Raw genomic sequence first — 14,402 nt, forward strand, 5'->3', positions numbered from 1 at the left:
CCCTGCAGTTATGCGAGCCAGCTCACACCCTTCCCCACACGTCATAAAAATCCAGTTAATGCCATTTTTTTCCTCTGTTCCAGGATATTAATCAACGAAATAATAGAAACCGTTAATTTACAGGCAGCAGGAAAAACATTTAAGAGCATTTATATATTCCAGATGTAACACAGCTCAGCCACTTATTTCATAAGTGTAAGGGGCAATTTTTTAAATCAGGCTCTGGGTGCCTGTTATTTTCCTGCGCATTTATTTTTCCGCCTGTATGGCCAGATCGTTTTCACGATCCATTTTATCTGGCTGATATTCCCCCCGTCACCCTCTATATCCAGTGACAGTCGGGGTAATACATGCAGATGGCTCTCTCATCCGGCAGATATTCATTGGCTGGCCCGGCGTTCTGCATTATCTGTTTTGATACGTTCGATACCCTACTTTCATTAACCTGTGGCGACAAATATGAAACTGAAACGTTCCCTGCTCGCGTGTGCCGTACTGGCTGGCCTGGTTGGTATATCCGGTTGTCAAAATGACTCGGATACCGCTGTCGATAACAATAAAGAGACTAACGTCTCCCGTTACGTCAATCCGTTCATCGGCACAGGTAATTTAGGCAACACCTATCCCGGCGCCACGACCCCGCATGGCATGGTGCAGCTGTCGCCCAATAATGGGGCCAATGGCTGGGAATATATCTCCGGCTATTACTACCACGACAACCGCCTCGCCGGGTTTTCCCACACTCACCTCTCGGGCGCCGGAGCTGGAGATCTCAACGATATTCTGGTGATGCCGATCAACTCACGCTCCAATTTCATGCTGAACGAGGGGTCGGCCTCACTGAATCTGGAGGCCTCCCGCTACAGCCACAAGGATGAAGAGGCAACGGCGGGCTACTACAAGGTCAATCTGAAGGATTACGGGATCAAGGCCGAGCTGACCGCCTCGGATCGGGTGGGGGTTCATCGCTACACCTTCCCGCAAGATAAAAAATCGGAAATCGTGGTCAACCTCGGCTTCAAGGTCAACTGGGACTACACCTCCGACTCCTATCTGAAATGGGACAAAACCCACAACCGGATCGAGGGCCATCGCTTCTCTGACGGCTGGGCCCCCAGCCAGAAAGAGTTCTTCGTGATGGAGTTCGACCAGCCCATCAAAAACATCAGCTTCGCCTACTTTGACAAAGACCAGAACCGCTATCTGGACCTGCCGGAAGGCACCACCGAGATCGGCAACGAGACCCGTGGCAAATATCAGTACGCGCGTGCCTATGTGGAATTTGATACCGCGGCGGCGGGCTTGGTCGTCGAGGCCAAGGTAGCCCTCTCCAACGTCGAGATCGGCCGGGATGGCAACGCTGGCGCCTCACTCAACATGACAGAAGTGGCCAATATGTCGTTTGACGATGTCCGGCAGGCTGCGACCCAAAAATGGGAAAAGGAGCTGGGCAAGATCCGGGTCAGTGGGGATGAGGAGTACAAACAGACCTTCTATACCGCGCTCTACCACACCTATCTGGGCCAGACCATTCACTCCGATCTGGACGGACGCTACCGCCAGGTGCATCAGGGGCGCAACGCCTATCCGGATGGCAACACACCGTGGGGCGAGCAGATCGATACCCTCAAGGAGTCGGTTCGCACCGCCGATGCCAACCGGGATGGCAAAGCGGACTTTACCCGTTACGACACCTTCTCCCTGTGGGACACCTACCGCGCAGTACAACCCCTCTCGTCACTGCTGGAGCCGGATCGCCTCGCCGATGTGGTGCTCTCCATGCTCTCCTACGCCGAGGAGGAGTGGATGGACGATCTGGGCAACCTGCGCAAGGGCAGATTGCCGGAGTGGACCTTCAAGGGTAACGAGACCGGCATGATGATGGGGATGCACTCCACGCCGGTGATCCACGACGTACTCTCCAAAGGCTCGCTGGACAGACGGATGATCGCGCTGGGCTTCAGCGATGCGGAACGTCAGGAGATCAAGGAGCGACTGGTGACCGCCATGATCACCGACGCCCGCGCAGCCACCAGCCAGGGGGTCGCCTGGATCAAGGAGTACGAGCAGCAAGGCTATGTACCTGCCCAGTTGCATGACACACCGCCGGGCAATGACTGGGAATCTCACTCCCCCTTCAAGGATGCCTGGACCTCATCCTACTCGCTGGAGTACTCCATGAATGACTGGGCGATCGCCCAATCGATCAAGGCAGTATTTGGCGAAAGTGACCCCCGCTATCAGGAGTTTGCCGATCGATCCAAGAACTGGCAGGCGCAGTTTGACTTTGGCGGCAAGCAGTACAAGGGGTGGTTCAAGGCCCGCGACTACGCTGGCAACTTCATTGATGCCGGTTGGGTAGACCCGAAAACCGGCCGGGCAGTGGGCAAGGATTGGCGCCCCGACATGTTCAACTGGTCATTCGCCGAGTCCAACGGCTGGCAATACGCCTTCAGCGTTCAACATGACATTCATGGCCTGGTCGATCTGATGACCCGCTTCGACCAGACCCAGAATCCTCAGGCCAAACGGGGCGAACTGTTTGCCAAACGGCTGGACGAGTATTGGAGTACCTATCCGGATCGCAACGCTGGCGACAACCAGTTCCCGGTATTCAACACCGGCAACGTGGGACAGCATGTGCAGGGCAACGAGCCCGATATCCATGTGCCCTACCTCTACAACTACGTAGGACAGCCCTGGAAGGGACAGGCCGCCATCGTGGCAGCCACCAACGTCTGCTACAAGAACACCCCTGACGGCATCTGTGGCAACGATGACTTTGGCACCCTCTCTGCCTGGTTCGTGTTCCGGGCGCTGGGCTTCTTCCCGGTCAATGCCTCCTCCGGCATCTACGAGATTGGCACCCCCATGTTCGAAACCGCCTCGCTCGATGTGGGTGCGGGCAAACAGTTCACCGTCACGGCCCAGAATGTCAGCCGCGACAACATCTACATCCAGTCCGCTCGCCTCAATGGCAGCGAGTTCAATCGCAGCTACCTCACCCATGAGGAAATCCTCAGTGGCGGCAAGCTTGAATTCGTGATGGGCGATAGCCCCAACCAGAATTGGGGCAGCCAGCCGGAAGATCTGCCGCCCGCGCAAGGTATCGGCACCTTCCTGCACGAAGGCGACCTGCCTGCCGGTTCCCGTTAATCACCTGTTCGGGGGAGGACTTCCTCCCCCATCACTACTCAAAAATGGAATGACCATGTTCAAGTGCAATCTTCTTTCTCTTGCGGTGATTGCCGCACTGACCGGTGGCATCGCCGGTTGCAACAGTGAGAGCGAGTCTACCGCTATCGAGAAACCGGTAACTCCGGTTGTCGATCTGTCGGTACTGAAATACGTTGACCCCATGATAGGCACCGCCGCATCAGGCCACACTTTCCCCGGTGCCACCCGCCCTGCCGGCATGGTGCAGCTCTCGCCGGATACCTTTATTGGCTCCAACACCGATCACGAGAGCGGACTCAACCCCTGGCACTCAGCCTCCGGCTACTGGGACTCTTCCAATTACCTCACGGGCGAGATCGTCGCAACCGATGTTCCGCTCTACGGCTTCTCCCATACCCATCTCTCCGGCACCGGCGCCACCGATCTGGGCGACATTCTGGTACTGCCCTACGCCGAGATGGCCGACGCCCAGATAAACGCCTTTGACAAAACCAATGAGCACGCCAGCGCCGGTTATTACAAAACCAGACTGAACAAGGGGGAGATTGAGGTTGAACTGACCACCACCAAACGAGTCGGTTTGCACCGTTACACCTTCGCCAAAGGAGCGGATCGGAATGTGAAATTCGATCTGGGTCATACCCTGCTGAACAACAACGGCCAATCGCTGAAAAACAAAATCGAAGTGGTGGATGAGTACACCCTGCGTGGCCGCAAAACCTCCACTGGCTGGTTCCAGGGACAGAACCATCAGGGCCAGAACATCTTCTTCTACGCCAAATTCAACCAACCTGTGGCCAGGGCCATGCTGGGCGAGCAGGACAAGATGCCCACCCGGGAGATGCGCCCCAACAGCGTCTATCAAGGGGATGACCTGACCGCCTACCTCAATTTTGGCCAGGGTGACCAACCGCTCGAGATCCGGGTCGGTATCTCGGCGGTGAGCTGGCAAGGAGCACAGAAGAATCTGGAGGCGGAAGCCCCCACCTTTGATTTTGCCAAGGTGAAGTCAGACGCAGAATACGCGTGGGCCGAAAAGCTGGCAACACTCAAAACCGAAGGGGGGACGGAGACCGAGAAGACCAATTTCTACACCGCTCTCTACCACATGATGATCGCCCCTATCGAGCTCTACGATGTGGATGGCAAGTATCTTGATATGCAAGGCACCCTGCGCACCCTGCAACCTGGCGATACCCCCAACTACTCCATCTACTCGACCTGGGATACCTTCCGCGCCGTTCACCCCATGTGGACCATCATGGACCCGCCACAGGCGACTCTCTACGCCAAGGATCTGATCCGCAAATCCAACGTGGAGTTCGGCCTGCTGCCCAAATGGGAAGGCCACGGCTCGGAAACCGGCACCATGATTGGCTACCCCTCGGCGGCCATCCTTGCCGATGCGGTGACCAAGGGGCTGATCGATGCGCAAGAGGCACTGGAAGCCTCGGTCAAATCGGCCCACTACCGGCCTGCCGATTACCCGCAGATCCATGACGACATCCTGAGCTCGCTGATGGCCGGTCAGCTCAGCTATCACGAGAAAGAGCAGTGCGTCCGTTATCCCAACTGGAACTCGGTCTCCTACTCGCTGGAGTTCTCTTTCTACGACTGGACCATCGCCGAGATGGCGAAAGCCGCGGGCGACATGACAACCTATCAAGAGTTCAAGGCACGCTCCTACAACTCGCTCAAACATTGGGATCCCCAGGCTGGCAATGCCGATGGCAAAGGCTTCTTCGTACCGACCGAGCTGAAAAACGGTGACCCGTGCGCCCTGAAATACGCGCCAGCCGATTTCGATCCCTACAAGTCGGATGCCTTCTACTACACCGAGGGCAATGCCTGGCAGTGGCAGTGGTCCTTCATGCAGGATCTCGACAAGCTGACCGAGATCATGGGCGGCCAGCAGGGACTGAACGACAAGCTCGACAACCTGTTCAACGCCGACCCCAACGGGGGCGAAGCACATCAGGACATGACCGGTTACATCGGGCAGTACATTCATGGCAACGAGCCCTCACACCACGTCATCTATCTCTACAATCGCACCGCCCAGCCCTGGAAAGCGCAGGAGTACCTCGACCGGGTCTATAAGGAGTTCTACAAAACCACCCCGGATGGCCTGATCGGCAATGAAGACGTCGGCCAGATGTCGGCCTGGTACATCATGAGTGCCATGGGCTTCTATCAAATCTCCCCGGGCGACCCGACCTACACCATCGGTCGTCCCATCTTTGACAAGGTCACCATCAACCTGCCCGACGGTCAGTTCAACGTGGTAGCGCAGAACAACAGCCCGGACAACCTCTATGTCAAAGAGGTCACCATCAATGGCAAGCCACTCAACCAGTACAACACCTTCGCCCACAGCGAGATCCGTCCCGGTGGTGAGCTGCGTTTTGTGATGACCAACCAGCAACCGACCCCGTAACTCTACAAGCGGCAAGCCACCCGGCTTGCCGCTTTTTCATCTCCGGAATTTGAGGAACAACAATGTTCAAACCCCACAAGCTGGCCATCATGGTGACAGCCCTGCTTGGCCTCTATGGCTGCAACACAAATGATGAGACTACTGACAATGGCCGTCCCGATAATGCCCTGCAGGTGCTGCAATATGTCGATCCGCTGATCGGCACCGATGGGCTGGGCAATGTCAATCCGGCCCCGGTCATGCCGGAAGGGATGATCCAGCCGGGCCCGGACAACTGGAATCCGGCCAACTGGAATGGCAAGGGATCCCCTTCCGACTATCACCACCATCTGGCCAAGCTTTCCGGCTTCAGCAGCACCCATATCTCGGGGGCAGGCAAGGGGGATCTCAATGATTTCGCCTTCTTGCCCTTCATCGGCAGCAATACCGACCCGGTCACCATCAACAAGACGAGCGAACAGTCGGAAATAGGCTATTACAAAGCGGATCTGGTGGAGACCGGCATCAAGGCCGAACTCACTGCCACCCAGCGGGTCGCCTTCCACCGTTACAGCTATCCGGCGGGTGAAGATCGCAAAGTCCAGCTTGATCTGCAGCACGAGCTGCTGGAGCAGTACGGTAACCACTCCCGCAATATTTACTTCAAGCGGGTGAGCGACAACGCCATTGCCGGAGCCAGAACCAGCAACGAGTGGGGGCAGTGGCAGACGGTCTTTTTCTACGCCGAGTTTTCCGAGCCGTTTGTGGATCAGATCCTCTATGTCGATGGCAAATTGAGCAACGACACCGAGGTGGGGTTGGCCGATTACATCGGGTATGGCGAAACCAGACCCCGGGTACGGGATGTGGTGACCCAGCTCAACTTTGCCAAAGGGGAACGGCCCATCACCATGAAGATGGCCATCTCGGGCACCGGCATTGAGGGGGCCATGGCCAACCTGCGCGCCGATGAACATGACTACCGCTTCGATCAGGTGGTGCAGGAGAACAAGCAGGCATGGGCGAAAGTGCTCAATAAGTTCACCCTGGAGGGTGGCAGCGATGCCGACAAGACGATGTTTTATACCTCGCTCTATCGCACCTACATCGCCCCCTTCGTCTATCAGGATGTGGATGGTCAATATCGCGGAATGGATGGCAAGGTGCATCAGGCCAAGCCGGGCTTTACCAACTATTCGGTCTACTCCATGTGGGACACCTTCCGCGCCGCCCACCCATTGAAGACCATCATCGAAAAAGAGCGATCCATCGACTATGTGCACGATCTGCTCAACAAATATAAAACCGGCGGCATCATGCCCAAATGGGAGCTGCACTCCGACTATACCGGCGAGATGGTCGGCTACCCGGCGGTCTCCATCATCGCCGACGTCATCGTCAAATACCCGGATGCATTCACACAGGAAGAGATAAAGCTGGCGCTGCAGGCGGCCAATGTCTCCGCCAACTTTGACCTCGCGCTGACCAAAAGCTGGGTGCCCTATCAGGATCCCTGGAACGGCGACAAGCGCTTCACCGTGATGACCCGTCACGGCCAGTATGCCGAGCAGCACGGCTATGTCCCCGCCAACGTCAAACTCAAGCCGGAAGAGGGCGGCATGGCGCAGGACAAGTACGATGAACTGGTCAACGAGTCCGTCTCGTACGGTGTCGAGAATGCCTACTATGACTGGTGTATCGCCCAGCTGGCCCGACTGGCTGGCGACAAATCTGCCGAGAACCGCTATCTGGCCCGGGCGACTACCTGGCGCGCCTATTTTGACTACAACCCGGCGCAATATGGCAAATATGGCGCGACCGGCTTTATGCGCCCCAAAAATTACGATGGCAGCTGGGTCAACAATTACCCCTCCTGCGCCATCGATGAAAACGGCAATCCCGTTACACCACCACAAAACTGTGACACCAACGACAGCAGCCGTTATGACATCTTCTGGCCCTATCGGGCCGAGCACAGGGGGCAGGACTTTACCGAAGGCAACACCTGGCAGTGGAGCTGGTTTGTTCCCCACGATATCGAGGGGCTCAAAGAGGTGATGGGGGGCGAGGAGGGATTCCGGAAGAATCTGGATGCCCTCTTCACCGCCAACTCCAACGCCGATACCTCGCAAGGGGATATGACCGGCTATATCGGCCAGTTCGTGATGGGTAACGAGCCGGATCACCATGTCCCCTACCTCTATAACTGGACCAGAGAGCCGTGGAAAACCCAGGAGTATGTGGATCAGGCGGTACGCAGCTTCTTCCACCCGACCACCACAGGGCTGATTGGCAATGAGGATGTGGGGCAAATGTCCGCTTGGTACATCATGAGTGCGCTGGGCTTCTATCAGGTCACGCCGGGGCTCCCGGTCTACACCATAGGTCGGCCACTGTTTGACAAGGTGACCATGGATATCGATGGCGGAAAATTCACCGTGATCGCCGAAAACAATGGTCCCCAAAATATCTATGTGGAATCGGTCACCATCAATGGCAAACCGTTGGGGGAAAACCTGACGTTCAGCCACAGCGATATTCGGGCTGGTGGTGAACTGAAATTTATCATGACGGCGCAAAAACCGATCCGCTCAGATAATAAATAACCATCATGCATTATCAATATATGTTCAGGCCCAAAGCTTCCTTTGGGCCTCTTTTTTTTGTCGACTCACCAAGCACCTCAAAAAATATGAGATGTTGCATCAGATGATGCGCAGATCACAAACAGACTGCCTTGCCACAAAAATCTAGTGAATGACACTTTTTTACTCTGTCGATGAAACAGATGGCATGGGAATAATAGTGCTCGCCGGGATCAATGCCATCGAGCACCAATATTGCTCAGGGATCGCTCCGGTCTCATAAAAATAGATCATGACTGCTCACCCTCTACCCGATGGAGCCGCTCAATATGTTCAAGAAAAATATTCTGGCCATTGCCCTGACCAGCACAGTAGCCATGTTATCCGGCTGCGATTCAGATAACAGCAGCGACAATAACGACGATCAAAAGCCAACGCCAACCAATGTGTTGCAATATGTGAACCCATTCGTTGGCACTGGCTTTAACGGTCACACCTTTCCCGGCCCTGTGGTACCGGAGGGCATGGTGCAACTCTCGCCGGATACCGAGTTGATAGGCTGGCACTCCTCCTCCGGCTATCACTTTGACAAAGATACCCTGTTCGGATTTTCCCACACCCACCTCTCAGGCACCGGCATGGGGGGGCTGGGGGATATTCTGTTCCTGCCCTTTACCGAAGATAAATCCAAATACATCGAGCAAAGCGATGATTACCGCAAAGCCATCTCGGTCAAAATGGACAAAAAATCCGAGCAGGCCGAGCCTGGCTACTATGCGGTGCGCATCGCCGAGAATGGCATCAAGGCCGAGCTGACCGCCTCCGAGCGGGTGGGCTTTCACCGCTACACCTATCCGCAGGGGCAACCCCAACGGCTGAAGATCGATTTGAACTCGATCCTCAACAGCGACTGGGGATCGAGTTCGCTGCGCAACAAACTCACCGTCAGCGAAGATGGCTACACCATCACCGGCGAGCGAGATGCGACTCACTTCTCCGGCTGGGCGAAAAACCAGAAGATCTTCTTCCATGCGACCTTCGACAAGAAGATCAAAGGGGTCTACATCCTCGCTGGTGGTGTGCCGGTAGAGGGCTTGAGCGCCGAGCATAAGGCCAAATCCAAAGCGGATGTCACCGCTTACGTCGAATTTGAAGAGGGCGGCTCAGCCCAACTGAACGCCAAAGTTGCCCTATCGGCGGTCGATGCCACCGGCGCATGGAACAACTACCAGGCCGAAGGGGATGTTTCGTTTGACGAGGCCCGCGCCAACGCCCGCGAGAAGTGGGCCAACGCCCTCAATTTCACCATCGAGGGGGGCAGCAAGGAGCAAAACGAGATCTTCTACACCGCCCTCTACCACACCAAGATCGCCCCCATCGTCCATCAGGATGTGGATGGCAACTACCGCGGCATGGGCAAAGGGGCGCAGGCCAAGGGGGAAGGCAGCTACTCCATCCACTATGGCCAGGCAAGCGAAGATCAGCCCAACTTCTCGGTCTACTCACTGTGGGACACCCAGCGAGCGCTGCACCCGCTTAAAACCATCACCGAACCCACCCGCGCCGTGCAGTATGCCAAGAACCTGCTCCAGAAGTATCTGGAGAGCGGCCTGCTGCCCAAGTGGGAGCATCTGGGGGATGAGACAGGCACCATGGTGGGCTATCCGGCGGTGGTGGTGATTGCCGACGCCATCACCAAATACCCCGATGCCTTCACTGCGCAGGAGAAAAATCTGGCGCTCACGGCCGCCATCGACTCCTCCACCTATACCAACTACCCCATGCTGGCGACCGAGTGGGACAAGGCGGTGCTGGACAAGACCCTGACCAACCACATCGATTACATCGAAAAGAACGGCTTTGCCCCGGCAGTGCAGCGGATCGACGGTCAGCCCGTCTTCGCTGACTACACCCTCGAGTCGGTCTCCTACGGTCTGGAGAACGCCTTCTATGACTGGGCCATCGCCCGGATCGCCAAGGCGGCCGGCAACCCGGTGGCCGAAGCGCGCTATCTGGCCCGTTCTAACGGCTATCAGCGCTACTTCGACCACAATGCGGCCGAATACGCCCAGTACGGGGTGACCGGTTTCATGCGTCCGGTGATGATCGATGGCGCCTTCATGACGCCGTTTGATCCCTATGGCACCGAACATGAGACCGGCAACTATACCGAGGGCAACGCCTGGCAGTGGACCTGGTTTGTGCCCCATGACATCAAGGGTCTGAAAATCGCGATGGGCGGAGAAGAGGCCTTCAAGCAGAATCTGGACGCCACCTTTGCCGCCGAGAGTCAGGGGTCGGAGACCGCTGACATGACCGGGATGATGGGTCAGGTGGCCTTCGGGAATGAACCCTCCCACCATATCCCCTACCTCTACAACTGGACATCGGAACCTTGGAAAACTCAGGAGACGGTCGACTACATCCTCGACACCATGTACTCGAACACCCCGGCAGGCATCATAGGCAACGAGGATGTGGGCTCCATGTCTGCCTGGTATGTGATGTCAGCACTTGGCTTCTATCAGGTGAATGCGGCAGATCCCGTTTACACCATTGGCCGCCCGCTATTTGCCAAAGCGACCATCCCGGTCAAGGGGGGAACCTTCACCATCATCGCCGATAACAACAGCGCCAAGAACCGCTATGTCCAGTCGGTCACCATCAATGGCAAACCGCTCAAGGATGGTCTCTTCTTCGAGCACAAGGAGTTTGTACCGGGGGGCAACCTCCACTTCGTGATGGGCGATACCCCGCCACAAAAGTAACGATCGATAGCATTGAGGTGACATTCAGCACGCAATCCGAAAATGTCACTTTGTGATACCCGACGGCCCACGCCAGATGGATTGATAAAATCCAATCAGCGCTGGGCCATTTTATTTTCCAGTGGGAAGCCCAGGTTCAACCATTAACCCGTTTTTCTCAAATATGCCTTAAATCGGGCAATAAACCGCAAAAAATGGCGGTAAATCCCATTACAAGGGTTTTTCTGTCATATCTTGACCGCTGTCACATCCTGCCATTAATTAAACAAAAACCACTATTGAGTTAAAGATCAACACTTTGCGAGCTGGATCACACCAGCAAAACCATGCAACAAAAATCCAGTTATTGCTACATTCATCGCCTGTCCAACCCTACCCTTGAGGGCAATAATGAGCCCAATTCGCAACGCATGACTTAGCCCTTACAGGGAAGGAGAGTGAGATGTTACCCACCATGACCAACGGCAGACTCATCTGCCTGGAGTTGAAGGCCACCAGCAAGGAGGCTCTGTTCGACGAGATGGCACAGATGCTGGCGCGCGATGGCGCCGTGTCTGATCAACAGCAATTCGTCAAGGATATCTGGGCCCGCGAGCAGCTGGACTGCACCGGCTTCGAGCAGGGTGTCGCCCTGCCCCATGCCAAGAGCAAGGCGGTCAGTCGTCCGGCCATTGCCATCGGTGTCAGCCGTCAGGGTATCGAGTACGGCGCCGAAGATGGCAAGCCAACTCAACTGATCTTCATGATCGCCTCCCCGGATGGCGGCGCCAACCACCACATCGAAGTGCTGGCGGAGCTCTCTACCCGTCTGCTGGAGCCGGGCTTTATCGAGCAGATGAAGGCGGCCACTACCGTCGAGCAAGCCCTGACCCTGCTCAAGCAAGGCCCGAAAGCGGAAAAACCGGCGCCAGCCGCCAAACCGGCTGCCACTGCTCCGGTTGACCCCACCGATCGCACCTTCAAGGATCGCCTCAATACCATGAAGCAGCACCTGCTGTTTGGTACTTCCCACATGATCCCCTTCATCGTGGCGGGCGGTGTGCTGCTCTCCCTGTCGGTGATGATGAGCGGCAAGGGCGCCGTACCGGAAGCGGGCTTCCTTAAAGACATGGCCACCATGGGTATCGCCGGTCTGACTCTGTTTACTGCCGTACTGGGTGGCTACATCGCTTACTCGCTGGCTGACAAGCCGGGCCTAGCCCCGGGCATGATCGGCTCCTGGATTGCCGTTCAGCACTATCAAACCGGTTTCCTCGGCGCCATTCTGGTGGGCTTTATCGCAGGTTTCGTGGTCAATCAGCTCAAACGGATCAAGCTGCCTGACTCCATGACCTCCCTCGGATCCATCTTCATCTATCCGCTGATCGGTACCTTCCTGGTGTGTGGCATCGTGATGTGGGGGATCGGTGCCCCGATCGCCGCCATGATGGAAGGGATGAACCACTGGCTCTCCAGCATGGCGGGCTCCGGTAAAGTGATGCTGGGTGCCATTCTGGGTGGTATGACCGCCTTCGATATGGGCGGCCCGGTCAACAAGGTTGCGACCCTGTTTGCCCAGACTCAGGTCAACACCCAACCCTGGCTGATGGGCGGCGTCGGTATCGCCATCTGTGTGCCGCCGCTCGGTATGGCACTGGCGACCTTTATGTCTCCGAAGCGTTACAAGAAAGAGGAGCGTGAATCCGGTAAAGCGGCCGCCATCATGGGCATGATCGGTATCAGTGAAGGTGCTATTCCGTTCGCCGCTGCTGACCCCATGCGTGTTATCCCGGCCATCGTCGCAGGCGGCATCGTCGGCAACATCACCGGCTTTATGATGCACAGTATCAACCACGCACCCTGGGGTGGCTGGATTGTCCTGCCGGTTGTTGAAGGCAAGATGGGTTACATCCTGGGCACCATCCTCGGCGCTCTGACCACCGCCATCATCGTCAACCTGCTGAAGAAGCCAGTGAGCGAAGAAGATGACGTCACTACCACCCAAACCAGCTTCGAAGTCATTGAAGCGGAAGGGGAAGCAGACGTACTGGCCATCACTGCCTGCCCGTCTGGCGTAGCCCACACCTTCCTGGCCGCCAAAAGCCTGCAGAAGGCCGCTGCCCAGCAGGGGATCAAGATCAAGGTCGAGACCCAGGGCGCCAACGGCATCATCAACCGCATCACCGCCAAGGATGTCGCCAACGCACGCTGCGTCATCTTCGCCCACGATGTGGCCATCAAGAACCGCGAGCGCTTCACCAATATCGAGGTCATCGATGTGAAGACCAAGGAGGCGATTCACAATCCGGAAGCACTGCTGGCCCGCACGCTGGGCAACAAGGAAAACGCCGCCTGATAGCAGTCAGACAGCTCATCACAAGGGGCCCATCGCGGGCCCCTTTTCGTTGTCTGCCGAGCAACCGCACATCATCCCACCGACCAAGCCACTGATTTAAAACATATTAACCAGTCACATCACGGATCTTGGCGAGCCGTCACAGAACGGTGACGTGTAAAAAAACAGCAATTGAAGCGCTGGTCAGATCTCATGTCAAATGGCTCCGCCTACTAAACTGGAGCATCACAAAAATGATAAAAATCAATAAATTGGTTCTGGCTGTTACCCTCACCCTCACCCTCACTGCCACCCCCTTGCTGGCCGCCCATTGGGAGTGCGGTGAGCACGTGCGCTTTGGCCTGCCCTCCGAATCGGATCAGAAGCTCTGCCGTGAAGGGTATGCGGTCGGCTACAACTACGACTACAAGGTGGCGGACTGGGTCTCCTACCGAATGACAGCCCAGAGCGCACAGGGCACTGTGCCGCGCAAGGATGCCTTCGCCGAGGACAAGGAGATCCCGGTCGCCTACCGCGCCACCCTCTCCGACTACAAGGGCTCGGGCTACGATCGTGGCCATCAGGCCCCGGCGGGAGACATGAAATCGAACAAAAACACCATGAAAGAGAGCTTCCTGCTGAGCAACATGACACCGCAGGTCGGGGTGCTCAACCAGAAGGCGTGGCGCGTGCTGGAGGACAAGGTGAACAAGTGGGCGGTCTCCCGCAAGGATGTGCAGGTGATCACCGGCCCCATCTTTACCGGCTCTGAAGAGTCCATCGGTCAGGGTGTGGCGATCCCGAGCGCCTACTACAAGATCGTGATGGACCCGGCCAGACTGCAGGCCATCGCCTTTATCATGCCGCAGGAAGAGGTGCCCATCAGCCAGATCGCCGACTACCGGGTCTCGGTACGTGAGGTAGAGGAGCAAACCCAGCTCAACTTCTTCAGTGATATGCCCGAAGAGCAGCAAGAGACGCTGGAAGCCCGCATCTCCCCGATGTGGAACTGACTGCGAACACTCGCCAGCAGATGGATTGACACCCCATCTGTCTTGCATCGCAACAGAGGGAGGGGGAGTCACGCTCCCCCTGCCCTTTTCAGATGGCTGCTGACCCGTTGCGGCCAGTGTTGCGGCCAT

Annotated in this window: 6 protein-coding genes; all 6 read left to right on the plus strand. The window is 56.6% G+C overall.

Annotated features, from left to right (window positions below):
* Positions 1-459: 459 nt before the first annotated feature.
* The gene (locus G5306_RS05990) at positions 460-3,156 is read left to right on the plus strand and encodes a GH92 family glycosyl hydrolase (RefSeq protein ID WP_421312555.1); all 2,697 of its coding nucleotides are present in this window, start codon (positions 460-462) and stop codon (positions 3,154-3,156) included.
* A 55-nt stretch (positions 3,157-3,211) separates the two neighbouring features.
* The gene (locus G5306_RS05995) at positions 3,212-5,614 is read left to right on the plus strand and encodes a GH92 family glycosyl hydrolase (RefSeq protein WP_216978429.1); all 2,403 of its coding nucleotides are present in this window, start codon (positions 3,212-3,214) and stop codon (positions 5,612-5,614) included.
* 62 nt (positions 5,615-5,676) lie between these two features.
* Entirely contained in the window at positions 5,677-8,199 is a 2,523-nt protein-coding gene (locus G5306_RS06000) for a GH92 family glycosyl hydrolase (RefSeq protein ID WP_421312556.1), read from the plus strand.
* Positions 8,200-8,507: 308 nt separating this feature from the next.
* Positions 8,508-10,946 (plus strand): GH92 family glycosyl hydrolase, encoded by a 2,439-nt coding sequence (locus tag G5306_RS06005; RefSeq protein ID WP_421312557.1) that lies wholly within the window; start codon positions 8,508-8,510, stop codon positions 10,944-10,946.
* A gap of 442 nt (positions 10,947-11,388) precedes the next feature.
* Positions 11,389-13,281, plus strand: coding sequence for a PTS fructose transporter subunit EIIC (locus G5306_RS06010; RefSeq protein WP_421312558.1), 1,893 nt, complete (start codon positions 11,389-11,391; stop codon positions 13,279-13,281).
* A gap of 233 nt (positions 13,282-13,514) precedes the next feature.
* Positions 13,515-14,273, plus strand: coding sequence for a DNA/RNA non-specific endonuclease (locus tag G5306_RS06015; RefSeq protein ID WP_421312559.1), 759 nt, complete (start codon positions 13,515-13,517; stop codon positions 14,271-14,273).
* The last annotated feature ends 129 nt before the right edge of the window (positions 14,274-14,402 follow it).

Source organism: Aeromonas sp. 603404, from assembly GCF_049171775.1.
Taxonomy (GTDB): domain Bacteria; phylum Pseudomonadota; class Gammaproteobacteria; order Enterobacterales; family Aeromonadaceae; genus Aeromonas; species Aeromonas veronii_A.

What these genes read in the sequence shown, in the direction of transcription:
- G5306_RS05995 (WP_216978429.1), top strand. Translation starts at nt 3,212, where the DNA reads ATGTTCAAGTGCAATCTTCTTTCTCTTGCGGTGATTGCCGCACTGACC.
- G5306_RS06000 (WP_421312556.1), top strand. Translation starts at nt 5,677, where the DNA reads ATGTTCAAACCCCACAAGCTGGCCATCATGGTGACAGCCCTGCTTGGC.
- G5306_RS06015 (WP_421312559.1), top strand. Translation starts at nt 13,515, where the DNA reads ATGATAAAAATCAATAAATTGGTTCTGGCTGTTACCCTCACCCTCACC.
- G5306_RS05990 (WP_421312555.1), top strand. Translation starts at nt 460, where the DNA reads ATGAAACTGAAACGTTCCCTGCTCGCGTGTGCCGTACTGGCTGGCCTG.
- G5306_RS06010 (WP_421312558.1), top strand. Translation starts at nt 11,389, where the DNA reads ATGTTACCCACCATGACCAACGGCAGACTCATCTGCCTGGAGTTGAAG.
- G5306_RS06005 (WP_421312557.1), top strand. Translation starts at nt 8,508, where the DNA reads ATGTTCAAGAAAAATATTCTGGCCATTGCCCTGACCAGCACAGTAGCC.